Origin of the sequence: Xylanibacter caecicola (assembly GCF_013166515.1) — a bacterium.
Taxonomy (GTDB): domain Bacteria; phylum Bacteroidota; class Bacteroidia; order Bacteroidales; family Bacteroidaceae; genus Prevotella; species Prevotella caecicola.
The window spans coordinates 183,217-210,105 of the sequence record NZ_JABKKJ010000002.1 but is presented as its reverse complement, the minus strand read 5'-3'; the positions used below and the strand labels follow the sequence as shown (position 1 = coordinate 210,105).

13 protein-coding genes are annotated in these 26,889 nt (G+C 48.1%); 10 read left to right on the top strand and 3 right to left on the bottom strand.

The annotated features are described in order from the left end of the window. Positions 1 to 362: 362 nt before the first annotated feature. Entirely contained in the window at positions 363 to 2,546 is a 2,184-nt protein-coding gene (locus tag HPS54_RS02445) for a VapE domain-containing protein (protein ID WP_172343886.1), read from the bottom strand. An 850-nt stretch (positions 2,547 to 3,396) separates the two neighbouring features. Between HPS54_RS02445 and HPS54_RS02440 the strand changes: the two genes are divergently transcribed. Beyond that, a complete protein-coding gene (locus HPS54_RS02440; RefSeq protein ID WP_172343885.1) occupies positions 3,397 to 3,813 on the top strand; it encodes an HU family DNA-binding protein in 417 nt (138 codons plus the stop codon). A 249-nt stretch (positions 3,814 to 4,062) separates the two neighbouring features. On the opposite strand, the gene HPS54_RS02435 is transcribed toward HPS54_RS02440, so the two are convergent. After that, entirely contained in the window at positions 4,063 to 4,278 is a 216-nt protein-coding gene (locus HPS54_RS02435; protein ID WP_172343884.1) for a DUF4248 domain-containing protein, read from the bottom strand. Between the two features lie 159 nt (positions 4,279 to 4,437). On the opposite strand from HPS54_RS02435, the gene HPS54_RS02430 reads away from it, so the two are divergent. The 9 genes from HPS54_RS02430 (at position 4,438) to HPS54_RS02390 (ending at position 22,961) form a co-directional block, all read left to right on the top strand. Further along, positions 4,438 to 4,539 carry a smalltalk protein gene (locus HPS54_RS02430; protein ID WP_172343883.1) on the top strand — a complete coding sequence of 34 codons (102 nt, stop codon included), beginning with the start codon at positions 4,438 to 4,440 and terminating at the stop codon, positions 4,537 to 4,539. Positions 4,540 to 4,773: 234 nt separating this feature from the next. Continuing rightward, the gene (locus tag HPS54_RS02425; RefSeq protein WP_172343882.1) at positions 4,774 to 5,175 is read left to right on the top strand and encodes an N-acetylmuramoyl-L-alanine amidase; all 402 of its coding nucleotides are present in this window, start codon (positions 4,774 to 4,776) and stop codon (positions 5,173 to 5,175) included. Between the two features lie 419 nt (positions 5,176 to 5,594). Further along, positions 5,595 to 7,703 (top strand): aceric acid hydrolase, encoded by a 2,109-nt coding sequence (locus HPS54_RS02420; protein WP_172343881.1) that lies wholly within the window; start codon positions 5,595 to 5,597, stop codon positions 7,701 to 7,703. A 53-nt stretch (positions 7,704 to 7,756) separates the two neighbouring features. Next, on the top strand, positions 7,757 to 9,436 hold the full coding sequence (locus tag HPS54_RS02415; protein WP_253951915.1) for a right-handed parallel beta-helix repeat-containing protein: 1,680 nt from the start codon (positions 7,757 to 7,759) through the stop codon (positions 9,434 to 9,436). Positions 9,437 to 9,511: 75 nt separating this feature from the next. Further along, on the top strand, positions 9,512 to 10,888 hold the full coding sequence (locus HPS54_RS02410) for an MFS transporter (protein WP_172343879.1): 1,377 nt from the start codon (positions 9,512 to 9,514) through the stop codon (positions 10,886 to 10,888). After that, entirely contained in the window at positions 10,872 to 12,974 is a 2,103-nt protein-coding gene (locus HPS54_RS02405; RefSeq protein WP_172343878.1) for an alpha-L-rhamnosidase-related protein, read from the top strand. Before HPS54_RS02410 ends, HPS54_RS02405 begins: the two co-directional genes overlap by 17 nt. Positions 12,975 to 13,037: 63 nt before the next feature. Beyond that, on the top strand, positions 13,038 to 15,662 hold the full coding sequence (locus tag HPS54_RS02400) for an alpha-d-galacturonidase (protein WP_172343877.1): 2,625 nt from the start codon (positions 13,038 to 13,040) through the stop codon (positions 15,660 to 15,662). 13 nt (positions 15,663 to 15,675) lie between these two features. Next, entirely contained in the window at positions 15,676 to 19,824 is a 4,149-nt protein-coding gene (locus tag HPS54_RS02395) for a beta-d-glucuronidase/beta-L-arabinofuranosidase (protein WP_172343876.1), read from the top strand. Between the two features lie 38 nt (positions 19,825 to 19,862). Then, positions 19,863 to 22,961 carry a glycoside hydrolase family 2 TIM barrel-domain containing protein gene (locus tag HPS54_RS02390; protein WP_172343875.1) on the top strand — a complete coding sequence of 1,033 codons (3,099 nt, stop codon included), beginning with the start codon at positions 19,863 to 19,865 and terminating at the stop codon, positions 22,959 to 22,961. 84 nt (positions 22,962 to 23,045) lie between these two features. Here the strand turns inward: HPS54_RS02390 and HPS54_RS02385 are convergent, their stop codons facing one another. Next, positions 23,046 to 26,783 carry a glycosyl hydrolase family 95 catalytic domain-containing protein gene (locus HPS54_RS02385; protein ID WP_172343874.1) on the bottom strand — a complete coding sequence of 1,246 codons (3,738 nt, stop codon included), beginning with the start codon at positions 26,781 to 26,783 and terminating at the stop codon, positions 23,046 to 23,048. Positions 26,784 to 26,889 lie beyond the last annotated feature (106 nt).

The window sequence follows — 26,889 nt, the reverse complement described above, 5'->3', positions numbered from 1 at the left end:
GTTGTGGAACCTTGCAACCCTCCACAAAGGCTCCACAAAAGTAAAGCGACATTACAACACATTGTGTCTCAAACATTTGCACAACACGTAAGAGTGACAAAAAAAGCATTTGTGGAGGGTGTGGAACCTTTTTTTCTAAAACTTACGCGAGAAAAATTGCATATTTATCATGGTGGGCTACCGCTGCTGATTTTTGTATGTTTATCATATAAAGTTTCAAAAAAAAGGTTCCACCCTCCACAAATTCCATTCTTTAAGGATGCAAGTCGCTGATTATATGTATATTACAGTGCTGTGAAACCTCGTGTGGAACCTTGCGGTGCTGTGCAAGGTTCCACACGAGGTTACGGAGGGGACGATTTTCAGAAGGGCATGTCGTCTGATACGGGTTCCGGGATGTCGGCATATCTCTTGCGGTTATATTCTTCCGGTGTGCGGCTTATCAGCTTGTAGACATTGCCGTTGCGCCGTTTGATTCTTTCCACGCCGAGCCGTTTCATCGCCATGCCTATCCGGGTGCTGCTTATCTTTCCGCGGTAGTTGCATGTGATGCGTTCCAGCACTTCGCCCGTGCTCACCAGCTCTGCCGTCTCGCCGGGCTGTGGCAGGCGGTAGTACTTCGTTATTAGATCGCATGCTATGTCGGGGGTCACGAAGTTGCTGTTCTGCTTTTCCAGCTCGCGGTTGTCCTCGTCCGTCAGCCAGTATCTGAAGCCTGTTTTCCACAGGTGCAGCGCCTGGGCGTATATACCCTTGTGGTTGTAGTCCATGTCTCTGGGATTGTCGATGGCCTTCACCTCGAACACCATCCAGCGTCTGTTGCCGGTGTCGTCGTTGAGAAACTCGCGGTTGTTTCCCGTGGCACAGAACGAGGCTATGTGCTTGCGTTCCTCGGGATAGCGGTCGTAGGGTGCGCGCTCGTTGGTGCTTTGCATGGTTGTGAGGGCTTTCAGCACGCTCAGCTCCTTGCGGCTCATGCAGTCGATCTCGCTGAAGCATATCATGGCATACTGCGATATGGCGAGTATGGAGTCCTTGTCGGTCATGTTGCTGTTGCCTCTCTCGTTGAAGTATATGCGCAGTTCGGGCGGCAGGAGCATCTCGAAGAATGTTGACTTGTATATGCCCTGCTCTCCGATGAGCGCCAGTATCTCGTGGTTTATCACCTTGTCCGACAGCAGCGATGCCACCATGCCCGTAATCCACATGCGGAACATCTGCGTGAAACGTTGTTGCACCTCTTTCTTGTTGCCGCCGGCGGTGCCGTCTGTCACGTGTACGTGTTCCGCCAGCCGTGCTATATGGTCTGTCTTTCCGTCCCACGGCTCGAGCGCGTCGAAGTAAAGCGCGAAGGGGTTGACGCTCGTTGTGTGGTTGCTCGCTATGATATTGTGTATCTCCTTTGGCGATGTTGCGAAGCCGTTGTCGTCCATCATCAGCCACAGTGTGTTCTCGTCGCGGTCGGTTATGTTGCGGAAGTTGTTTTCACCGTGCCATTTTATCTCTATACGGCGTGTCACGGTGTTGTAGCGTATGAGGGCCTGCTTTCTGATGAAGTCTTCTTTCTCCTTGGCGCTCGTTTTGCGGCGGCATGTCTTTTCGCCGTGCTGTGAACGCACGTCGCGCAGTGTCCTTGGTTCGCGGTGCGACGGCGAGGGGCGTTGGCGCCACGTGCCGTGCTCGGAGGTGTGGGTGTAGCACGAGCGCATGATGTTCTCCACGTCTTTCGTGCCGTAGTCGGCAAAGCGTGCCGTCGCCCACCGGCGTGCCTCGTCGGCGTGTATGCCCATCTTGTTGAGCATGTATCCGGTGCGCATGATGTAGCAGTTGCGGTTGCCCTCGGCGTATATCACGCCTTCCGAGGCGAGGATCTTCTCGGCACGGGCGGCAGCGTCGTCTATGGAAAGCGGATGTGCGGGCGCGACGGAGCCACGGTGTGCTACGGCATCGGTGGGAGGCTCTACCCGTGACATGCATGCCACGGGCTCAGCATCGGGGTTAAACCATGCGCCGGGGTCGTGGCATATCACGGAGAGGCGGTTGGGGTTCTTGCACTTGTCGTCGTAGTCGGTACCGAGGAGGGCGGCAAAGTACTCGTTGCCGGTGTGGAAGGCACGTTCGTATGTCTTCGGGGTGATGTCCGGAAGTGGCGTGCCGTCCACGGCGTAACGGAAGAGCACGCGGATGCCGTTGCCCGAGAGCGTGGTATAGGCGAGCAGCGTGTGCTTGTCGGCACGGAGCAGTTCCATGCAGGCTGCGGGGGAGGCGACATGGTCGAAGTCGCACATGCCGATGCCCGTATATCCTGTAATCTTTTTGGCTCCGTGCCCGCCGGCGCACGTCACGGCAGGCGTTATCGCCGCCATGCGCTGCTTTATGCCGGCATCGGTCTGTCCGATGGCTTTGAGGGCGCGGTATTTCTCGGTGTCGTTCTTGAGCATGGTGCCGGTGATGGTGTCAAACACTTGCGCGAGGGTGATGTCGCGCGGACTTTTGTCGAAGGTTCCGTTGAAGAAGGATGTCTTTAGAGTAGAGGGCTGTTTCATGTTAATTAAGAATTAAGATTTAAGAATTAAGAATTAAGAATTTTGAGTTACGAATTACGAGTTGTTCGCGCTTCGCTGCGATTATCAATTATAAATGACGAGTTACGAATGACGGATGACGAATTGTCGCGCTTCGCTGCGATTGTCAATTATTAATTACGAGTTTTGAGTTACGAAACAAAGTTCGGCGACCGGAGGGAAAGCCAATTACGAGTTGTCGCGCTTCGCTGCGATTATGAATTATGAATTATAAATTATAATCGTTGTGTATTACAAGACCGTTACACATCTGACAAAAATAAAGGACAATAACATGTTGGAGTTGCCGTTTCCACCTGCGGGCATGCCGCCCGTGGCAGTGACCTTCAGGGTCATTGCAAGTCCTGTTATGTTATTTCCGTGGTGTCTCATGCCGTGTGTTTCCTTTTACATTGCTAAGTTACTAAATTTTATATTTACTACATACATATTCATTGCTTTTATGTAAAAAATCTTATGTCTGATTGATTTAAATCAATATCAATTACGAGTTACGAGTTACGAATTTTGAATTACAAATTGTTCTCGCTACGCTGCAATTATCAATTATTAATTATCAATTCCACAAGAGGGAGCAATTGGCTTTCCCTTCGGTCGCCGAACGTTGTTTCGTCATTTAATAATTCGACATCTGCCGCAGGCAGACAACTCGTAATTCCAAATTCGTAATTCGTAATTCTTAACTCGCAACTTCCCGCACCAAGCCCCCACAACCGGCGGCAACCGTTTTTGGGTGATGCCGGTGTAGTATCTTTGCATTGTAAGAGAACAACAATCATTTTTATTATTAACCATTAAAACCATTACAATTATGATTCGTTACAAACTTTATCAGGACAACCGTACAAACTCTTCCAAGAAAGGTTACTGGTATGCACGTGCCGTGAACGAGGAGACCTACGACACGGAAAAGCTGGCGCGGCACATGGCCGAGCACAACACGCCTTATTCGGCAGGCGTCATCAAGGGTGTGCTTACGGACATGATAAGCTGCATCAAGGAACTGATGCTCGACGGCAAGAACGTGAAACTGAACGACCTTGCCATATTCTCCGTCGGCATACAGTCGAGAGGCTCCGCAACGCTGAAGGACTTTGCCGTAAGTTCAAACGTCAGGGGAGTGAAACTGCGTGCCCGTGCCACCGGCAGACTTTCGGTGAACAAGATCAGAAAGGAGATAGTGCTCAAGGAGTATTCAGAGTACGGGGCGGAAACGGAAAAACCTTAAGAAAATGAAGAATGAAGAATAAAGAATGAAGAATTAAAGAATGATTTGCAGGTATTATACCGTTGTAGTCATGACGATAGAAAAACAATACATATCAAGTGCAATAGAACATATCTAAAGAAATGATTTGTAAGTATTCTACCGCTGTGATTGCAACAATAAACAATACCCCCAAATATATAAATGTCAATAGCACAGATAAAATGCAAATTTTCATTCTTCATTCTTTATTCTTCATTCTTCATTTCCTCATGGTTCTCCCAGCGCCTCCACTATCGCCCTTACCTGTGCCGGGGTGTATGAGCGGCAGCGGGGGTTCTGTCCTAATTCTTCGAGTCGTTCGCTGAGGTGGGGATAGAGTTTTATCCATGCACGCAGTTTGCGGTATGCAGAGTCGGGGGTAACAGTGGGACAGTAAAGCTGGGCGAGTTCAGTACGTCCGTAAGATCTTATTCTGAATTCCATGATGCTGTAGTTTTTTAGATGTTTGACAATAGTCGCGGCGAGGTGTCGCAACCTCGCCTGCGCACATACAAATATACTAAATATTCTGCTGACTGTCAAAGGATTACAGGATAATAACCGGCAACAACCGATTTATTTACAATTAAAAAAAATGTAATCATGAAAGAATCAAAGAAAGACTTTTTCCGCCTTGTCATACAGGGTCTGATAGGATTGCTTACCGCCGTTGCCACGGCGTTGGGAATGCAAAGCTGCATGTGATTAATTAAGAGTTAAGAATTAAGAATTACAAATTGTTCTCGCTTCGCTGCGATTATCAATTATAAATTATCAATTTCCCAAGAGGTAATTGGCTTTCCCTTCGGTCGCCGAACGTTGTTTCGTCATTTAATAATTCTACATCTGCCGCAGGCAGAGAACTCGTAATTCCAAATTCGTAACTCGTAATTCTTAACTCTTAACTCTTAATTCTTAATTCTTAATTCTTAATTCAAAATGAGAACAATAACACTTATAATAATCCACTGCTCTGCCACACCGGATGGCAAGAGCTTCAGTTTTGAATCGTGCCGCGCGGATCATATCCGTCACCGTGGTTTCAAAGACATCGGCTATCACTACTACGTGACACGTGACGGCATAGTGCACCGCGGACGTCCGGAAGAGAGTGTGGGAGCGCACTGCCGCAACCACAACAGGCATAGCATCGGCGTGTGTTACGAGGGAGGTCTGGATGCATCGGGAAAGCCTAAGGACACACGCACCCCGGCTCAGCTCCTTGCACTGCACATGCTTGTGGAACGCTTGAAAGAACGGTATCCGCGAGCTCTCGTAGTGGGACATCATGACCTTAACGCCGCCAAAGCATGTCCGTGTTTTGACGTGAGGTTTGTATAACTGCCGTATCCCTTCCTTTATCTCCCCTCATCTATATCCTTTTTACCGGGAGTGTGTCAAAATTCAATATTCCCTACAACGCGGATGATTTATTACAAAAATCGCACACAGGATGTCATAATATGCAGAGGAAATATATTATAACGAAGACTTCTGTCCCGCTACCTAAGAACCGTATTTTATGCTCTTTTATACTTTAATTTTGTCCTCCAAAGCGTTTTTCATAAAAAAATCGCTATATTTGTACACAACTTAAAGAATCTAAGACTATACAAACAGACATTACACGTTTGGTCATAAAGGCATAAAAAATATTGCCTGAATCGAAATCGGGCATAAAACATGTGCCGCCGGTAGCGTACATTACAAATCTTTGTCCGTCTATCATATATAGGAAAAACAACAATAAATAATATAGCATGAAAAGAACAACCCTCGGCATGGTTCTTGCCATTTTGTCCGCCGTACCTTCAATGGCACAGCAGAACGGAATAACCGACACGGGTAAGAGCCGTTTTGCCGTATTGACATCAACGCCCATAAACGCCGTAAAATGGACAGACGGCTTCTGGGGTGAGCGTTTTAATGTGTTCAGCGGCACATCCGTACAGAGCATGTGGGAAACATGGCAGTCGGACAAGTCACATGGTTTCCATAACTTCCTCGTAGCAGCAGGAGAAAAGCGCGGGCGCCGCCACGGTCCTCCTTTCCACGACGGCGACATGTACAAATGGCTCGAGGCGGTAGCTTCGGTATATGCGATAAACAAAGACCCTGAGCTGGAAAAGATAATGAACCGTTTCATCGGCTGCATAGTCAAGTCACAGCGTGAAGACGGGTATATCCATACACCGGTGATTGTGGCAGAACTGAACAAGCGTCTTGCCGAACTGGAAAAGAACACAGGCAAGGAAGCCACACAGGAAGAAATAGACAACACGGTGGTAGGAACGAAAGTCGGTACCGCCAAAGACGGAGCATTCGGCAACAGTCTCAACTTCGAGACATACAACCTGGGACATCTTATAACCGCCGGACTGGTACACAAGCGTGCAACAGGACAGACTACATTATACAACTGTGCCGTAAAGGCCGCCGACTTCCTATGCTCTTTCTATGAGAACAACGCCGAGGCACTGGCACGCAACGCCGTGTGCCCGTCGCACTACATGGCAATAGCCGAGATGTACCGCGAAACGGGCAATCCACGCTATCTGAAGACCGCAAAGGGAATGATAGACATACGCGGCATGGTGGAAAACGGCACGGACGACAATCAGGACCGTGTTCCGTTCCGCGAACAATACAACGCCATGGGACACTCCGTAAGGGCAAACTATCTGTATGCAGGCGTGGCAGACCTTTACCTGGAAAGCGGTGAGGAACAGTTGATGAAGAACCTCACATCGATATGGAACGACATTGTTACGCGCAAGATGTACATAACGGGAGCATGCGGCGCGCTGTACGACGGCACATCGCCCGACGGAACGGATTACAAGCCGGACAACGTGCAGAAAGTACACCAGAGCTACGGACGCCCCTATCAGCTGCCCCACTCCACCGCACACAACGAGACGTGTGCAAACATTGGCAACATGCTTTTCAACTGGAGAATGTTCTCTGCCACAGGCGATGCAAAATATGTAGACATCGTAGAGAACTGTTTCTACAACAGCATTCTGCCCGGAATAAGCCTTGACGGTAAGAAATACTTCTATACCAACCCCATGCGCATGTCGGACGAGCTGCCATACAAACTGCGCTGGCCCAAGGAACGTACCGAATATATCAGCTGCTTCTGCTGCCCGCCGAACACACTGCGCACGCTATGTCAGGCACAGGACTACGCATACTCCGTAGGCAACAGGGAGCTATATATAAATATGTATGGTGCAAACACGCTCAGCACAAAGATTGATAATGTGGGAGACATCGAAATAAAGCAGGAGACTGACTATCCGTGGGACGGAAAGATAAAGCTCACCATTACGAAACTTAAAGGCAAGAAGAACTTCAGTTTCAAGATGAGGGTACCGGACTGGGCAAAGAAAGCCGTTGCCACAACAGCCGACGGAAGGATGAAAGTAGAGACAGACAGCAAGTCGTCTTACATGGAACTGACCGGCGAATGGAAGAAAGGAGATGTGATAAATATAGACATACCTATGGAGACACGGCTCATCGAGGCAAATCCTCTTGTTGAAGAAAGCCGCGGACAGATAGCCGTACAACGTGGTCCTATTGTATATTGCATCGAAAGCAACGACCTCAACGGTACGGACATAGACAACATTGCCATTCCGCTCGACGCCAAGTTCACTCCGGTTGAAACAAAAATAGACGGAAGTCGTATTATGGCACTTGAAACGGAAGCAATAAACCGTGCAGAAAAGCCATGGACCGGAACACTGTACAGGGAAGTGAAGACAGATAAAGAAAAAGTAAAAATACGCCTTATTCCTTACTACGCATGGGGAAACAGAGGCAAAAGCGAAATGACAGTATGGATACCCGCAGGACTTTAACAACCGTTCTTTTTGCCGCTTTTGCAGGCACAGTAATCAATGCCACCGACCTTATGGTAAAGCCGGGCGAATATGCAATAGAAAAAGCATTGCAACAGGCTCGCGAGGAACGGAGGCTCAACAATGCCAAAGACATCTGCATCAAACTGACCGAAGGCACATACCGCCTCAACCAGCCTGTAATAATCAGACCGGAAGACAACGGCACACGCATTGTGGCTGAAGGCAACGTCACGATAAGCGGCGGAATAAAAATAGAAGGCTGGCGTAAGGAGGGCAAGATGTATGTTGCCGATGTACCGGAGTTCAACGGACGCCCGTTGGAGTTCAGACAAATGTGGATAAACGGCAAGAAAGCAGTAAGGGCAAGAGATGTCGACGACTTCGAAAATATGTTCCGCATACGCAGTCTTGACAAGCAAAAGGAAGTGATATATGTTCCGGCAGCAGCCGTAAGGAAAATCGTCAATGCAAGGAATGCGGAAATGGTGCTGCACGAAATGTGGTGCGTGGCGAACCTTCGTATAAAGAACATAAAGATAATGGGAGACAGCGCAGCCGTAACTTTCCATAATCCTGAAAGTCACATACACTTCATGCACCCGTGGCCCTCGCCAATGGTAACATCGAACGGACGCAACTCGGCGTTTTATCTGACAAACGCCAAGGAACTGCTTGACACTCCGGGCGAATGGTATCTCGACACAAGGGCAGGCAAGGTTTACTACATGCCGCGCAAAGGCGAGAACATGAAGACCGCCGACGTGGAAGTGCCGGCAATAGAAACACTGGTCAAGGTAGAGGGTACACCGGACAATCCGGTAAAAGACGTTACATTCGAGGGAGTAAGATTCAGCCATTCCACATGGTTGCATCCGTCGATAAGCGGACACGCCCCGTTACAAGCAGGCATGTATATGATAGAAGCATACAAGCTGCGCCCGAAAATGATACGCCCCAACGGCGACCACAAACTTGACAATCAGGGTTGGGTGGGCAGACCTTCGGCTGCGGTGAGTATCAACGGAGCCGAGAACGTCAACTTCAGCAAATGTACTTTCGAGCACATCGCTTCTACTGCCGTTGACTACCATACTTATATAAAAGGTGGAAGTGTGGACAGATGCACATTGAAAGACGTTGGAGGCAACGGCATACTGGCAGGAAGTTTCGGTCCGGAGGCACACGAGGCACATCTGCCTTATGACCCGACCGACAGAAGAATAATCTGCAACGGGCTTAGCATTACCAACAACCTCATTACAAACGTTACAAACGAAGACTGGGGATGTGTGGGTATAGGAGCCGGTTTTGTAAGGAACATCAATATCTGTCACAACGAGATAAGCGAAATATCGTACACAGGCGTCAGCATGGGCTGGGGCTGGAACAGACAGGTATGCTCGATGGCAAACAACCGTGTGTGCCACAACCTTATACATCATTATGCAAAGCACATGTACGACACGGCAGGTATCTACACTCTCGGTTCGCAACCTCACTCATTCATCGAGGAGAATGTAGTACGCGACATTTACTCTCCCGGATATGCCCACGACCCGAACCATTGGTTCTATCTCTATACGGACGAGGGTTCTTCTTACATAACGGTAAGAAACAACTGGACACCTGCGGAAAAATACCTGAAGAACGCAAACGGTCCGGGCAACACTTGGGAAAACAACGGTCCGGCTGTTGCCGACAGCATAAAGAACAATGCAGGTATAAAATAATCAAGTATGGTGTATCAAAATTAAATATTTGTTGCTTTTTGATACCCCTCATAAAAAACATATAATATTAATAATATGAAAAATAACAAAGGAAGTCTGAAAAGCACACTGGCTGTATCGCTGACAAACTATCTTGACGCAGGAGCAATTGTGGCAGGAGCCAGCGGGCTTACTCTATGGAAGGATTATCTTGGACTGACCGAGGGGCATCTCGGCTGGTTGAACGCCATAAGCGCCAACTGTCTCGGTGCGGCAATAGGAGCGATAATAGGCGGCTTTATGGCAGACAAATACGGTCGTAAGGCAATATATACATACAACATGCTGGTATATATGCTTGGTGTTCTTGTCATCATGCTGTCTACGAACTTCCCCACCCTGTTATTGGGATTTCTCATAACAGGCATATCCGTAGGCGTGGGAGTTCCTGCTTCATGGACATACATATCGGAAAGTTCGGAGACCAACAACCGCGGACGTAATATCTGCATATCACAAATGGCATGGGGCATAGGTCCGCTGATTATTCTTATTATAGGAACGTTGCTTGCACCGGGCACCGGACTTAACGGCAACAACGGCGGTCTGTTGTTTCCTGTTGTTGAAGCCATCGCCAATTTCATTACCGGCGGAGAGGCACAGGGAGCGGCACTACGCGTGTTCAGTTCGCGTATAGTATTCGCATCATTGTTCGTTGTGGCATTCATAGCATGGCAGTTGCAGCGTCGGCTTGACGAAAGTGCTGAATGGAAGGCGGCAAAAGAAGCGGAGAAAAATAGCGGAATAAAGAACAAAAGCGTATTCGCATCATTTGGAGAGCTTTTCTCAAACAAAGTATGTGTACGCTCTATGATATTCCTTGCCGGCATGTATCTTACATGGAACCTTGTCTGCTCGGTAATGGGTTTCTTCCAGCCGCACATCTATGAAACAGCCGGCGGACTGTCTAACGAGATGGCAAACATGTTCGCTGCAGGTCAGTGGGTAATAATTATCGCAATAACATTTATATGCTCTCTTATAGTAGACCGCGTAAACCAACGCATGCTGTTTGCCTTTGGTGTAAGCATGGGCGTGATTGCATGGCTCATCATCGTGACAATAGGAATAACAAGCATGACGGGTCTTGTAGTGTTTACACTTCTCTGGGCTATTCAAGCCGGTATATCGGTACAGACATTCTACGCACTCTGGGCATCAGAACTGTTCCCCGCAAAATACAGGGCAGCAGCACAAGGCATAATGTTCTTTGTCGTAAGAGGCGTGTCTGCCGTATGGGGACTCTATTTTGTACATATCTACGGAGAGAACGGCGAAGGATTTACACTTGCAGGTTACATAATGATGGCATTCTTCATCATTTCCTTGATTATCGGTACGATATGGGCACCCAAGACACAGGGCAAGACGTTGGAAGAAATAACACGCGAGAGATATGGCGAAAACATCTAAAGCGACTTGGATATGGTTTCCGGGCGATTTCGAGATATGGCTCGGAAACCGTTTCAACAACAGGCGTACGGAACGAGGGGCAATGTTTCCACCGTTTTGGAAACAGGACAGCCACTGGGTTACGGTTGAGTTCTCAAAAACCGTAACAGCCGAAAAACCTGAGACAATAAATATAAAGGCAGAGGGAGACTTTAACTTCATGCTTGACGGCAAGCTGCAATTCGGCATGCCTTCAAGCTTTGTCATACCAAAGGGTGAGCATAAACTGAACTTCAAAGTGCACAATCAGTCTACACCGCCGGCACTATATGTCGCAGGTGAAACGATAAACACAGACAGCACATGGCTTGCCACATACGAAGACAAAATATGGATTGACGAAAACGGTGTGGCTCATGGTTCGGGTATATACGTACCCGCCGCAAAATGGAAGTTTGACTGTCCCGACACACCGCCGTCAGGCTATAGTCTGGAACGAAAGGAAATAATGCCGGTTGCCGTAGAGAAGTCTGCGGCAGGTGGCATGCTCTATGATTTCGGACGCGAGACTTTCGGATACATCAAACTGAAAGATGTACAGGGCAAAGGCACCTTATATATATATTACGGTGAAAGTCGCGAAGAAGCACAAGACAAGGAATACTGTGAGACACTCGACCGTATAGATGCAGACTGCGACAAAGAGACCATTATCATCAAAAACTCAAAAGCGTTCCGCTTTGTATATATCGAAACCGAAGACGGCATCAGCTTTAAAGAAGTAGCTGCAGACTTTGAATATTCTCCATACAAAGAGAATAAAAGCGGAAGTTTCAGATGCAACGACGAACTTATCAACAAGATATGGGACATCGGCGCATATACAATGGACCTGACGACACGCGAGTTTTTTGTAGACGGAATAAAGCGCGACCGCTGGACATGGTCGGGAGATGCGATACAATCTTATCTCATGAACTATTATCTGAGATTTGACACAGATTGCGTACGGCGCACAATACGCCAGTTAAGAGGAAAGGACCCCGTAACGGCACATATCAATACCATTATGGATTATACATTCTATTGGTTTAAGTCCGTGCACGATTATTACACATATACCGCAGATATTGACTTTGTACGTGAGATTTATCCCCGTATGCAGACAATGATGCAATACGTACTCTGCCGTACCAACAGCGAGGGAATGGCGGAAGGGCAGTCTGATGACTGGATTTTCGTAGACTGGGTAAACTTTCCCATGCACAAACGCGGCACACTCTGCTTTGAGCAAATACTGTTATGCAAGTCGCTTGAGACAATGAAGCTATGTGCTACAATCCTGAAAGACAATCCGCTACAGACACCTCCGCAAGGAAGCATTACAGTAGAAGAATATACTGCAGACGTTGAGAAATACACGGCATTGGAAGTTTCTTTACAGAAAAAGCTGAAAACTACATTCTGGGACGACAAGCACAAGGCGTTCATGCACGCAATAGAAGACGGGGAGATGAACACCCAAATAACAAAATTCCCGAACATGTTTGCCATAATATACGGATATCTCACCGAAGAAGAAAAGCAGACAGTGATGAAATCCGTCATGCTTAACCCCGACATAGAATCGATAACTACACCATACATGCGCTTCTACGAACTGGAAGCACTTTGCCTTATGGGCATGCAACAGCAGGTTCTAAAAGAAATACGCAACTATTGGGGAGGCATGATCAAGGAAGGTGCAACAAGTTTCTGGGAAAAATATAATCCCGAAGAAACAGGCACACAACATCTTGCCATGTACGGACGTCCATATGGCAAAAGCCTGTGCCATGCGTGGGGAGCAAGTCCCATATATCTGTTGGGAAAATACTATCTTGGAGTACAACCGACAAAAGCCGGATATGAAGAGTTTGAAATAAGACCTGTGCTTGGTGACTTGGAATGGATGGAAGGAGACGTGCCCACACCATACGGAAAAATCCATGTAAAAATGGACAAGAACAGAATAAGTATAAACAGCGACGGTGGTAAAGGTACACTCATAATAGGAGGGCATCGATATGAAATTCCTTGCAGGAAAGAAGTAATCATAGAGTTTTAACACACTAAATAAATCCGGGATCTTAACAGAATTCATAAATATTCATTACATAAAATTATAGCAATGAACATTATCAAAAGTTTTATACTTGCAGCCTGCATAGGTGTATCATCTTTTTCATACGCCAAGGCTAAAATAGAAATAAAAACGGTGACACCACAAACCGAGTATGCAGCATCTATGCTTAAAGACATCGATTGGAAATACAACGTAAAAATATGTATAGCCCAAGACGCCAAAGGACTTGCAGCAGAAGGCTTCACAATAACGCGCAAGGGAAAGAACGTGACAATAATCGGTAACGATGCGCCTGGCGCAATATACGGAGTAAACAAGCTGTTGGAGATATACCGTACAGAAGGAAATCTTGAAGGCATTGCAAATATAACGGAAGTTCCGGAAATGAAACTGCGCGGAGCATGTGTAGGACTTCAAAAGACCGTGTACCTGCCGGGACACAGGGTTTACGAATATCCATATACCCCGGAAAATTTTCCATGGTTCTATGACAAACAACTGTGGATAAAATATCTTGACATGCTCGCGGCAAGCAACATGAACACAGTATATCTGTGGAACGGTCATCCATTCGCCTCACTTGTAAAGCTTAAGGACTATCCGTTTGCAACAGAAGTGGACGATGCTACAATGGAGAAGAACCAAGAGATGTTCACATTTCTCACTCAAGAAGCATCACGCCGTGGCATACAGGTGATACAGATGTTCTACAACATCATATTGTCAAAGCCGTTTGCCGACCATTATGGTCTGAAGACACAAGACCGTAATCGTCCAATAACTCCGCTGATAAGCGACTATACACGCAAGAGCATCGCCGCCTTCATACAGAAATATCCCAACGTAGGATTTCTTGTATGTCTCGGAGAAGCAATGTCCGGCATAGACAATGATATTGAATGGATGACAAAGACCATCATCCCGGGAATAAAGGACGGTCTGGCAGCATCCGGACGTACAGACATACCGCCAATCATCCTGCGCTCGCACGACACAGACGGACCAAAAGTGCTTGAAGCGTCACTGCCGCTATATCCCAATATATACACAATGTCAAAATATACGGGAGAAAGCCTTACCACATACGAACCGGGCGGTCCGTGGGCAGAGACACACAGACAACTAAGCAGTGCTGCCCCAATACATATAAGCAACGTACACATTCTGGCGAATCTGGAGCCATGGCGTTGGAGCTCGCCTGCATTTACAAGCAAAGTTGTTCAGGCTATGCACAAAATACACGGCGCCAACGGTCTGCACCTGTATCCTCAGGCAAACTACTGGGACTGGCCCTACACTGCCGACAAAATCGGTGATAACGGAAGACAACTGCAGATTGACCGTGACCGCATGTGGTACGAAGTATGGGGACGCTATGCGTGGAAAGCAAAACGTGGCGAAGACAAAACGTTCTGGGCAAAGAAACTTGCCGACTTTTACGGAACAGATGAAGCGTCTGCACTCGATATACTCGAAGCATACGATGAGAGCGGTGAGATTGCACCCAAACTCATACGACGTTTCGGTATTACAGAGGGTAACAGGCAGACATTGCTGCTCGGCATGAAGATGAGCGAACTGGTAAACCCATACAAGTATACTATCTACCCCGGGTTCTACGAAAGTTGTGGTCCACAGGGAGAAAAACTCATCGAATATGTAGAGAAAGAATGGAACAAAGAGGCTCATATCGGAGAAATGCCTCTCGATATCGTAAACGAATGTGAGATACATGGTGATAAAGCCGTTAAAGCGATAGAAAGAAGTGCTTCTAAAGTAACGAAGAACCGTGACGAATACTTGCGCCTTGCCAACGACATGCGCTGTTACAAGGCATTTGCAGATGCTTTCAAATATAAAGTTCTTGCGGCACAACAGGTTCTGAACTATAAATGGAGCAAGGACATCAACTATCTGCATAAGGCTGTACCGCTGCTCGAAAAAAGCAACTCATATTGGGACGAGCTGGTAAACCTTACAAAAGACACTTACTACTATGCCAACAGTATGCAGACATCACAACGTCGTATTCCGGTTGGCGGAGATAACGGCAACTTCAAGACATGGGAAGAAATGAAGGCAGTATATGACGAGGAACTTGCAAACCTGAAAAGCAACATTGCAGCTTTGGAAAATCCTCAGTCAGGAAGCAATGGCACAAAAAATCCGGTTGCAAGAAATGCCTCTGTAAAACTGATAAGTCCATATAAGACTGTAAGGATTGAAAAAGGCGCACAATTATTCGAGAACCGCCCGGAACTGATTGATTCTGTAGCAGCGGAACTTACAGAGATGAATGCACTTGTACTGAACCGCGACACAACGCGCATCAAAGGTGCTACCGTTGAATTTTCATGTGACAAACCGGTACAGATGCTTGTAGGTTTCTTTATAGATGACCAAAACAAGTTTGCTTCACCTCCGAAACTCGAGACCGATGCCACCGGTAACGAATACGGACAGGCAGAAGCCGTTATAAGCAATGCCATAAGCATGAACGACATGCCAATGGTAAACATACATTCATATCATTTCAAAGCAGGACACCATGTTATAAATCTGCCTAAAGGCATTATCATGGTTGCCGGATTTACAGATACCGACTTAAAGATACGTGATGCCGGACTTAATGGTGGCGGCAACGAGGTTGACTGGCTTTTCATGAAATAACAAACAAACGGATATGACAAGAAACATTCTAACACTGTTCATGCTCATTGTGTGTTACGGCGCACAAGCACAAACCGTGAGCGATGAACAAATGCAGAAAATATACGATGCGGTGAAGACTCCATACAAATATGGCATGGCAATAGCACCGGAGGACAACTATCACAAGATAGACTGCCCCACTGTATACAGGGAAAACGGCAAATGGTACATGACATACGTTGTCTACAACGGCAAGGACGGTCTTGACGGTCGCGGATATGAAACATGGCTGGCAGAAAGCGATGATTTGCTCAACTGGAAAACGTTGGGACGCATATTGTCTTACCGCGACAAAACCTGGGACTGCAACCAACGTGGCGGTTTTCCGTCACTCATAGACTGGACATGGGGCGGCTCGTATGAAATGAAGAAATATAAAGGTCTTCATTGGATGACATATATTGGCGGCAACGGCACAGGATACGAGGCTGTACGTGCACCGCTTAATATCGGTCTGGCATGGACAAAAAACGATATTACAAAAGCACATGAGTGGCGTTCGGCAAGAAAACCTATTCTCGGAATAAAGGATAAAGGCGTACAATGGTGGGAAAAACTGACCCAATATAAAAGTACTATATACGAGGATAACAACAGGACTCTCGGCAAACGTTTCGTTATGTTCTACAACGCAGGAGGCATTAATCCTAAAAACGACATGAAAGCCGAACGTATCGGAATTGCACTTTCCGACAACATGAAGACATGGAAGCGTTATAAAGGCAATCCCGTATTTTACAATGAGGTGAAAGGCATCATCACGGGAGATGCCCAAATCGTGAAGATGGACGATCTCTTTGTAATGTTCTATTTCTCTGCATTCGACCCAAGCCGCAAATACAATGCATTCAACACTTTTGCCGTAAGCCGCGACTTGATAAACTGGCAAAGGTGGAACGGACCCGACCTCATATATCCTACAAAGAAATATGATGAAATGTTCGCCCATAAAAGCTATGTCGTAAAACACAACGGAATTGTATACCATTTCTATTGTGCCGTAAACAACGAAGGACAACGAGGCATTGCCGTAGCGACAAGCACTCCTTTGGGACGTTCGGATGTAAACTTCCCCGCTCCGGAAATTAAAGGACGGAGAGCTATCATAAATCTAAATGAAGGATGGACCACACGCCTTTTGTCTGCATCCGATTCATCGGCGGTCATAAACAAGGATACGATAGTAAACATTCCTCATAATTGGGATGACTATTACGGATATCGGCAGATGCTCCACGGCAACCTGCATGGTTCGGCACTATATACAAAGACTTTTATAAAGAAGAAGCTATCTTCCAAAAGATATTTTCTTCAACTGGAGGGTGTTGGTACATTTGCGACAATAACACTCAACGGGAAAGAATATAAACGTGAACTTGTCGGCAGAACTGTTTATACGGAAGATATTACCGACGACCTCATAAACGGAACAAATGTATTACAAATAAAGGCAGATCATCCGTCAATGATAACATCCGCTCCATGGGTATGTGGTGGATGTTCATCCGAATGGGGCTTCAGCGAAGGTTCGCAACCGTTTGGAATATATCGTCCTGTATCTATTATAGAAACAGACGAAGTACGCATAGAGCCTTTTGGCGTACATATCTGGAATAATGATAAAGCCGACAGCGTTTTCATCGATACGGAAATAAGAAACTATTCAACATCGGTTGCGGAAGTGGAACTTGTTAACAAGTTTACATTTGCAAACGGTAAACAGGTATTCAGGCTAAATGAGAAAGTGACGTTGCAACCCAAGGAAACAAAAGTCATTCGTCAGTCATCGCCTGTCAGCGACCCGATATTATGGAGCCCGGAAAATCCATATTTATATAATCTTGCAAGCATGATAAAGCGCAACGGCAAGACTACGGATGAAATAACAAACACATTCGGAATACGTACAATATCATGGCCCGTAAAGCGTAATGACGGAGACAACCGTTTCTTCATAAACGGAAAGCCGGAGTTTATCAACGGCGTATGCGAATATGAGCATCAGTTCGGACAGAGCCACGCTTTCAGCAAAGAGCAGATACACTCACGCATCAAGCAAATACGCAATGCCGGTTTCAACGCATTCCGTGAAGCTCATCAGCCCCACAATCTCAAATATCAGACATTGCTTGACAAAGAAGGCATCATGTTCTGGAGCCAGTTCTCCGCTCACATCTGGTACGATACACCTGAATTTAAGGATAACTTCAAACAGATGCTGCGACGCTGGATTAAAGAACGCCGCAATTCGCCAAGCGTAATAATGTGGGGATTACAGAACGAAAGTACCATACCGGCAGAATTTGCAAGCGAATGTTGCGCCATTATACGCAACATGGACCCCACTGCAAAGAACATGCGCGTAATCACTACCTGCAACGGAGGTGGAGGAACTGACTGGAATGTCATCCAGAACTGGAGCGGAACATACGGTGGAACCGCCAAGAACTATGACAAGGAATTAAGTCTTCCCAACCAGCTTCTAAACGGAGAGTATGGGGCATGGAGAACGGTAGGACTGCATTCGGAATCAAAAAATCTTTCAAAAGAGAAATCATACAGCGAAGATAAGTTCACGGAACTACTTGAAACGAAAATGCTCCTGGCAGAGAAAGCGAAAGACAATGTATGCGGACACTTCCAGTGGATATTTTCCAGCCATGACAATCCCGGACGTATACAACCCGATGAAGCCCTTAGAGCAATAGACAAGTCTGGTCCTTTCAATTACAAAGGAATAGTAACTCCATGGGAACAGCCTGTCGACGGGTACTACATGTACCGCGCATATAACGTATCACCGGAAAAAGACCCTATGGTCTACATTGTATCGCATACATGGGAAAACAGATTTAATGACGGTCCCAGACGTGCAGACATAAATGTATACAGCAATTGTGACAGCATATTGCTTTACAATGACGCAACCGACAGTCTGTCGTTAGGCAGGAAGAAAGCAGGTCCTCATTTTGTATGGGAGAAGCGCCTAATTAAATATAATGTTCTGCGTGCCGTAGGATATTACAAGGGAAATCCGGTGACAGAAGATGTTATCATCCTCAACGGTCTTGAAAAAGCCCCGCATTTCGAAATGTTATACAAAGGCTCAGAGATTGTACCAACTGCCGCACAGCATAACAAAGACATTCTAAAAGGCGCAGAAGGTTATAACTATGTATACCGTATAAACTGCGGCGGTGACTGCTATACCGATCAATACGGACAGAAATGGCATGCCGACAATGCAAACATCAGTCACTCGTGGGGCGAACGTTTCGGACTGAATCCCTATCAGACAAGTCAAGGCACCATATCGACACCTGTATACGGAACAAAAGACTGGGAACTGTTCCGGTCATTCCGCTTCGGTCGTCACAACCTGAAATATGAAATTCCTGTAAGTGACGGTGAATACAGAATAGAACTATATTTCACCGAGCCATGGCATGGAATGGGAGGAGGTCTTAAAACCGACTGTGAAGGACTTAGGATCTTCGACGTAGACATTAATGGAAATACCGTTATTGACGACATTGACATCTGGGCGGAAAGCGGCAAGCAAGGGGCACTGCGCAAAGTTGTATATGCCAAAGCCGAGAACGGAAAGATATCAATATCGTTCCCCGAAGTTAAAGCCGGTCAAGCTGTTATCAGTGCCATTGCCATTGCATGCAAGGGAGAACAGCAGAAAGAAGACGCCATTGATAAATGCAGCCTTTCATCTTTCTCATGGAAAGCCTTGGATGCAGATGTTATTGAGAAATTACCCAAAGACATGCTTCCTAAAGACCAAAAACAGCGCGAGGCAACATCATACAGTCCTTCAAAGGAAGACAAATGCGAGACACAATGGGATATAACTCCGGGATTAGGACAAGAATATGCCCTTCGGTTCAGTTACAAGAACGAAACACAGGAGCCTATAACTGCCGAAATGAAAATAATAGACAACAAGGGTATCATACTTGTCCAGCGCGAGATTACATTCCCACCAACGCCCAAGAAGTTCAAAATACTCAACACCTCTACAGGTACACAGATAAATGCAGGACATTACAAAGTCATCATTACCGTAATAGAGGGACAGAAACTTGAATTCAAGAGTCTCGATGTACAATAATTATATTTATTATTGCACTGTATAAACACACATAAATAATGAAAAGAATTTATTTATTACTGTCAATAAGTATTCTCTGCCTTGGAACAAAGGCAGAGAATACTCATGATTGGGAGAACCAGCATGTATTGCAGATAAACCGCGAACCGGCAAGAGCATCGTTCACACCCTATTTCCTCACACCCGGCGACATGTCTATGTCACTCGACGGGATGTGGAAATTCAACTGGACAAAAACACCCGAAGAACAGCCATCCGACTTTTATCTCACAGATTTCAACGACAGCAAATGGACATCGTTCCCAGTTCCGGGAGACTGGGAAGTGAACGGTTACGGAACTCCCATATATTGCAGCTCCGGTTACACGTTCAAGATAGACCCTCCGTATGTCATGAAAGAGCCGAAGAAGACTTACACGACATACATCGAGCGCAACCCTACGGGATGCTACCGAAGGACTTTCACCGTTCCAGACAAATGGAACGGGAAAGAGGTGTACATCCACCTCGGTTCAGTGTCAAGTGCATTCTATATCTGGATAAACGGCGTACGCGTGGGCTACTCTCAAGACAGTATGTCACCTGCCGAGTTCCGAATAACTCCATACCTCAAATCCGGAATAAACCATATAGCCCTTCAAGTCTTCAAATATTCCGATGGCAGTTATCTTGAAGATCAGGACACGTGGCGCATTGCCGGCATACACCGCAGCATAAGTATTTATGCCACACCGAAAATAAGAATACGTGATTTCGGAGTACGCACAATCCTCGATGACGACTATCGTGACGCAACATTAATCATAGACCCGCAACTTTCTGTCATATACGGGCAACGTGGTGAGGGCTATTTTGTCGAGGCACGGCTCTTTGATGAAAACGGCAATTCTGTATGTGACAGCGTCATGAGACATGACGCCTCCGAAATTCTGAACCTTGACCACAAGGGTAAAATAATGAACGCTCGCAATCCGCAAAGAGGATATGCAATGTGGGGATGGCTCAAAACAACAGTCAAGAATCCCAAGAAGTGGACAGCCGAGACACCCAACCTGTACACTCTTCGTCTGTCACTTGTCGACAACAACGGAAAGACGATAGAGAACATCGAGACAAAGATTGGTTTCCGTAAGTTGGAAATGAAAGACGGACGTTTTCTTGTCAACGGAAAACAGGTACGCTTCCGCGGAACGAACCGTCAGGAGATGGACGAGAACACCGGACGTGTAATCACAACCGAGCAGATGATAAAGGACATCAAACTGCTGAAACAGTGCAATGTCAATGCCGTGCGCACCGGTCACTACCCCAACGACCCACGATGGTACGAACTTTGCGACCAATACGGTCTATACATAATGGACGAGGCAAACCTGGAAGAGCACGGACTGCGCGGAACACTTGCAAGTGACCCGTCGTGGACTGCAGCATTCATGGACCGCGTGCAGCGTGTGGTGATACGCGACCGCAATCATCCGTGCGTAATGTTCTGGTCGCTCGGCAACGAGTCGGGCTACGGAATAAACTTTGCCGCAGCCGCCACATGGGCTAAAGAGTACGACCCCACACGCTTCATACACTATGAGGGCGCACAAGGAGCAGGAGCAGATGACCCGGCTGTAGTAGATGTAATCAGCCGTTTCTATCCTCGCACAATGGAGGATTATCACAATCCGGGAGTGAAGGATGACAATATGGAACGTCCGGAGAATGCACGCTGGGAACGTCTGCTTGCCATTGCCAACAATGCCCCCGGCACACGCCCCGTACTTACGAGCGAATATGCCCACGCCATGGGAAACGCCATGGGAAACTTCCGCGAATACTGGGATGAGATATACAGCAACCCGCGCATGCTCGGCGGCTTTATATGGACATGGGCTGACGAGGGTATTGCCGTACACCGCAAGGACGGTAAGACAATGATTGCATACGGAGGAGATTTCGGAGACAAGCCCAACCTGAAAGCATTCTGCCTCAATGGGGTAATTATGTCCGACCGTAACCTAACACCTAAGTATTATGAGGTAAAGGCGGTATATGCTCCGCTGCGAATGAACATAGACGGCAAGAGTCTTAAGATCACAATGCTTGACGAACATGCTTCGATAGACAACTACAGCTTTATGTGGTCGCTCGCCGTAAACGGCAAGATAAAGAAAAGAGGAGAGGTAAAGGACTTCACACTCCCTGCATTCAGCTATCCCAAAGATGCCGATGTGCGTCTTGACATCAAAGCCGTGTTAAAGAACGAGACTCCATGGGCAAAAGCAGGTCACGAGGTGGCATCGGCACAGTTTGCCATAAACGATGCCATGATAACAGCTTTCAAGGCAAAGACTCTTAAACACGGTAAGAATGCGGATATGGAAAAGGCCAAACAGTGGTTAGACATTGTTTCTCCGCACTTCTTCCGTGCTCCGACAGACAACGACAAAGGTTTCGGCAACTGGCTCGCAAAGGAATGGACGACAAACAGGCTCGACTCACCGTCTGTTACCGTATTGAAGCCTTTGGAGACAAAGAAAAACAACGACGGTACCGTAACGGTGACAAAGACCGAACGATACGGATACACGGAGGGAAGCATTACAGTTGCCTATGATTACACCATGGATGCCGATGGCGCCGTAGACCTAAGCGTGACATATACTCCCGAAGGGACACTGCCCACACTGCCATGCCTTGGCAACACCTTCACCATGTCAAAGGAATTGCGCAACATATCATGGTACGGACGTGGACCGCTCGATACATACCCCGACCGCAAGGAAGCATCGTCAATAGCTTTGTGGAACAGTACAATAGACAACCAATATGTGCATTATCCGCGTCCGCAATACAACGGCAATCACGAAGATGTGGCATACGTAAGTCTTACCGACAACAAAGGAAAAGGCTGGGTTATAACAACAGAGGGCACACCATTCTCATTCACCGCCCTGCCCTACTCCACACAACAACTGTGCAACACTTCACACGACTGCGACTTGAAAGAAGAGAACCATATATACCTTAGCATAGATGCCGCCGTGCTCGGTCTCGGCAACAGCAGTTGCGGACCGGGTGTATTGAAAAAATACACAATACCGGTAAAACCGCATACACTAAAACTAAGGTTCACTCCTATCAAATAGAGTTATACATGATAATATATAAATCGGCATGCTTTGGTTTGTGTATCCAAAGCATGCCGATTTTTTATATTCAATAGCAATATATTACTTACGAATATGCTTATGTCCCTTAACAACGATGACACCTCTGTGCGAATCGTTTACCCGGGTGCCGTCAATGGCATAGGCAACGGCGTTGGCGGATGTGTCGCCAACGTTGGCGTGGATGCGGTCGATAGCTGTGGCGGCGCTCTGGTCGATAAGTTCTATTTCCTGACCTGCCACGGTGGGGATGTCGTAGAGATATGTTGTGGGAAGATGCGTATCGGGTATCTTCGAGCTGTTCACAACTATAGGATCGGGCATGGTGTAGGGCTGCATGAGTGGGTTGGTGTTGTTGCCGGAAGCAACGGTGAGGGCTGTGCCGTCCGACATCTTCAGCTGCGTGTTGCTGCGCAGTCGCAGGTTGCCGCCAACGGTCGACTTTACCTTCAACGAAACGACCTTTCCCATTTTCCACTTTAGTTCAGTCACTACAAAACCGCCACGCGAGCACAGTCCTTTAACCTCACCCTCAGACCATGCGGCAGGCAGGGCTGGAAGAAGGTGCATGAAACCTGCATGCGACTGCAACAGCATCTCGGCAATTCCGGCACAGCAACCGAAGTTTCCGTCTATCTGGAACGGTGCATGAGCATCGAACATGTTGGCGTATGTACCTCCGTCGGCATCGTTCATCGTGGCGTTCGGATCCATCAGGCGCAGCTGGTTCTTGATTATCGCAAGGGCATGGTCGCCGTCGAGCATACGCGCCCACTCGCATACTTTCCAACCCATGGACCATCCGCGTGCAGCATCGCCACGACCTACGAGCGACTTGTGCACGCCCTGAAATACCGTGGGATTGGTATAGGGAGAAACCTGATTGCCGGGATATGCTCCCCAGAGATGAGACAAGTGACGGTGAGAGTTGTTCTCCTTGTCCCAGTCTTCCTGCCACTCCTGTATCTGACCGTACTTTCCTATCTTGTAAGGTGTGAGCTTTGCCTTGAGTTCATCGAGCTGACCGGCAAAATCTCCGTCAACCCCCAAGGTGCGTGCCGCCTCGGCGGTGTTTTTCAGCACGTCGTACACCATTTGATTGTCCATTGCCACTCCGCCGAAGAGAGCACAGTTCATTTTCTTTCCCTCTGCAGTAGTATACGAGTCCTTTCCGGGATGATTCTCGGGAGAGTTTGACGGACAGACAACCATGTAACCCGTATTCGGGTCCTTGACAAGGAAGTCCTGGAAGAACTGCGCACAACCCTTAAGCACGGGATACACTTCGGCAAGATAAGTCTTGTCGCCCGTGAACAGGTACTTCTCCCAAAGATGAGAGCAGAACCAGGCGTTGCAAGTGGGCCACACTCCCACCGAACCGTTGTCCACAGCTCCCGTGGTGCGCCAGATGTCCGTGTTGTGATGCAGCGCCCAACCGCGTGCGCCGTACATCTTCTCCGCCGTCTCGGCACCTGTCACGGAAACGTCCTTCACCATATCGATGAACGGATTGTGACACTCCGAAAGGTTTGTCACCTCGGCGGGCCAGTAGTTCATCTCCACGTTGATGTTAGACGTGTACTTGGAGTCCCATGCCGGATACTGACGTGCATTGGGGTTCCAGATGCCCTGCAGGTTCGCCGGCTGCGTGCCGGGTTGCGATGAGGAGATGAGCAAATAACGACCGAACTGGAAGTAGTTCGACACAAGTCCCGGGTCCGAACTTGTAGAGCGGAACTCCTTAATTCGCGTCTCAGTGTCCTTCACTTCCTGTGCCTGATTTGCACCGAGGTCGAGGCTTACGCGGTTGAACTGCTCCCCGTACTTCTCCACGTGAGAAGCGAGAGTAGCTTCGTAGCTCTTGTTCTTGCCCATATAATCGGTGATGTACGCCAAAGCCTTCGCCTCGGCATCGCCGCTGATGTCGTCATAGTTCACGAAGTTTGTGGCAGACGATATTATGATTGTCGCCGCCGTGGCACCACTGACCTCTATAGACGGTGCGACGGGATTGCCCGCCACGAGTCCGCCCTGCATGACGTTCTGCGTTGCTGCGGATGTCTGCGTGCCGCCTTCGTTAAGCACCTTTATGAACGTGTAGCAGTTAAGTTTGTTGTCCACGTTCTCCGTCTGTGTCTTTGCCGGCACGAGCGAAGCCTCTATCATTCCGTCGGCTGTTATCCTGTTGATGCCGAGTTTCTCCATATTCGTCTTTACCGGAGCGGCATAGCATACGTTGAAGTTCAGTTTGCCTGCCTCCGAAGCCTCGAGGCGCATCACCGTGACGTTGTCTTCGAGCGACGTGAACACGGTGCGCGTGTATGTAACACCGTCGTGAACGTATGTAGTCGTGGCGGTAGCCGTAGAGAGGTCGAGCGAGCGCACATAGCCCTGCACGTCGCGCGCTCCCTGCGTCTGCGCCGCGTCCTCGTCGTCATAACGCTGTCCCGGGAAGCCTACGAGTACGCATCCTGCCGCCTGATACTGCGCTCCGTGCGAGCCTTCGGACATCCAGTTGGGTATGGCGAGCTTCTGTGCGGACACATAGTCCTTGTTGAAGATATACTGCTGCACTTGAGAAAGCACGGACTTAGCCTTCGCGTTATGACTCCTGTTGGGCGACTGTCCCCAGAAGGTATCCTCGTTAAGTTGCAGCGTATCCATAGCCACGCTTCCGCTGACCATGGCGCCGAGGCGACCGTTGCCGAGCGGCAGCGCCTCTTCCCAGTATGATGCCGGGCGGTTATACCACAGACGGTTCTTGCTTTCGAGCACGGGCGGAGGCACGGGGCGTGTGTCCGACGTGGTGAACGTTATGCTTACGGCAGATGCAAGCACATTGCCGGCAAGATCTGAAACCGAACCGGCAGGCAGCGTGAGCGTGTACGACGTCGTAAGGTCGAGGTCGGCGTATGTAAACGACACCTTATTTATATTTACAACGGGAGCGATGTCCGTTGTCTCGCGCGTGGCGTTGTTGGTGAGCGTGGCGACAGTCCCGTCCTTAACTTTCACACCCTCGTTGAAAAGCATTATCACCTTGCCGGTGGGCACAACGTCGGTCGAGCCATCGGCAGGCACGATGCTTGCAAGTTTGGGGGCCTGCGTGTCGTCGGCAAGGATATTCACGTACTTCAGGTTGTAGTTGCTCGTTTTCGTCGCCGACTGTATGAGCATGCGTATAATAAGGCGCTCTTTGTTATCGGCGTTCAGGGCGTAGTTGGCGTCAACGTATGTGTTCCAGTGGGCGCCCGAGGTATAGTCGTCGAGCACGTTCCATGTGTTTCCGCCGTCCACCGAGTACACCACACCAAACTTCGTGGCAGAACTGGAGCCGTCGCCTATGGCGAAGTTCAGCCTTACGTTGGTGAGCGACGTCGTCGGCATTGAAATCTCGAAGAACTGGTCGTGCTTGGAGCCGTCGGCATAGTCTGCCTTTGCCGTGAATTTGTTTGTGGACGCGGTGTTGAGACGCAGCAGATAGCTGGGGTTCGAGCCGCTCGTCGTCACCTGCCACTTGCCGTCGGTGGTGTGCACCGTCACGCGGCAGTCTTCGGGCACGAGGGCGCACTCGTTGGGCAGGAAGGCGGGTCGCGTCGTCGCCCATGAGGTGTTGGCAATAGCCGACCAGCCGAGCGTGTTCGGCGTGTAGACCGCCGTGTTGCCGGTCTTCTCCACATCGTAGCCCGTAGAGAACACCCACCTTGCCACCGTCGTCTGCGCGGCGGCGGTCTTCAGCGTACACGCAAGCGCCACGACGAGCGTTGCCGCATACAGCATGATTTTCTTTGTCTTGTTCATTGTCGTTGTTTTTTTAATAATAGTTTGTAGATAATTGTCCGCAAAGCTATCACAATGCGCGCTGACGTGTGTGGAAAATAGGCGCAGATATGGCGAAAAAGGCGGC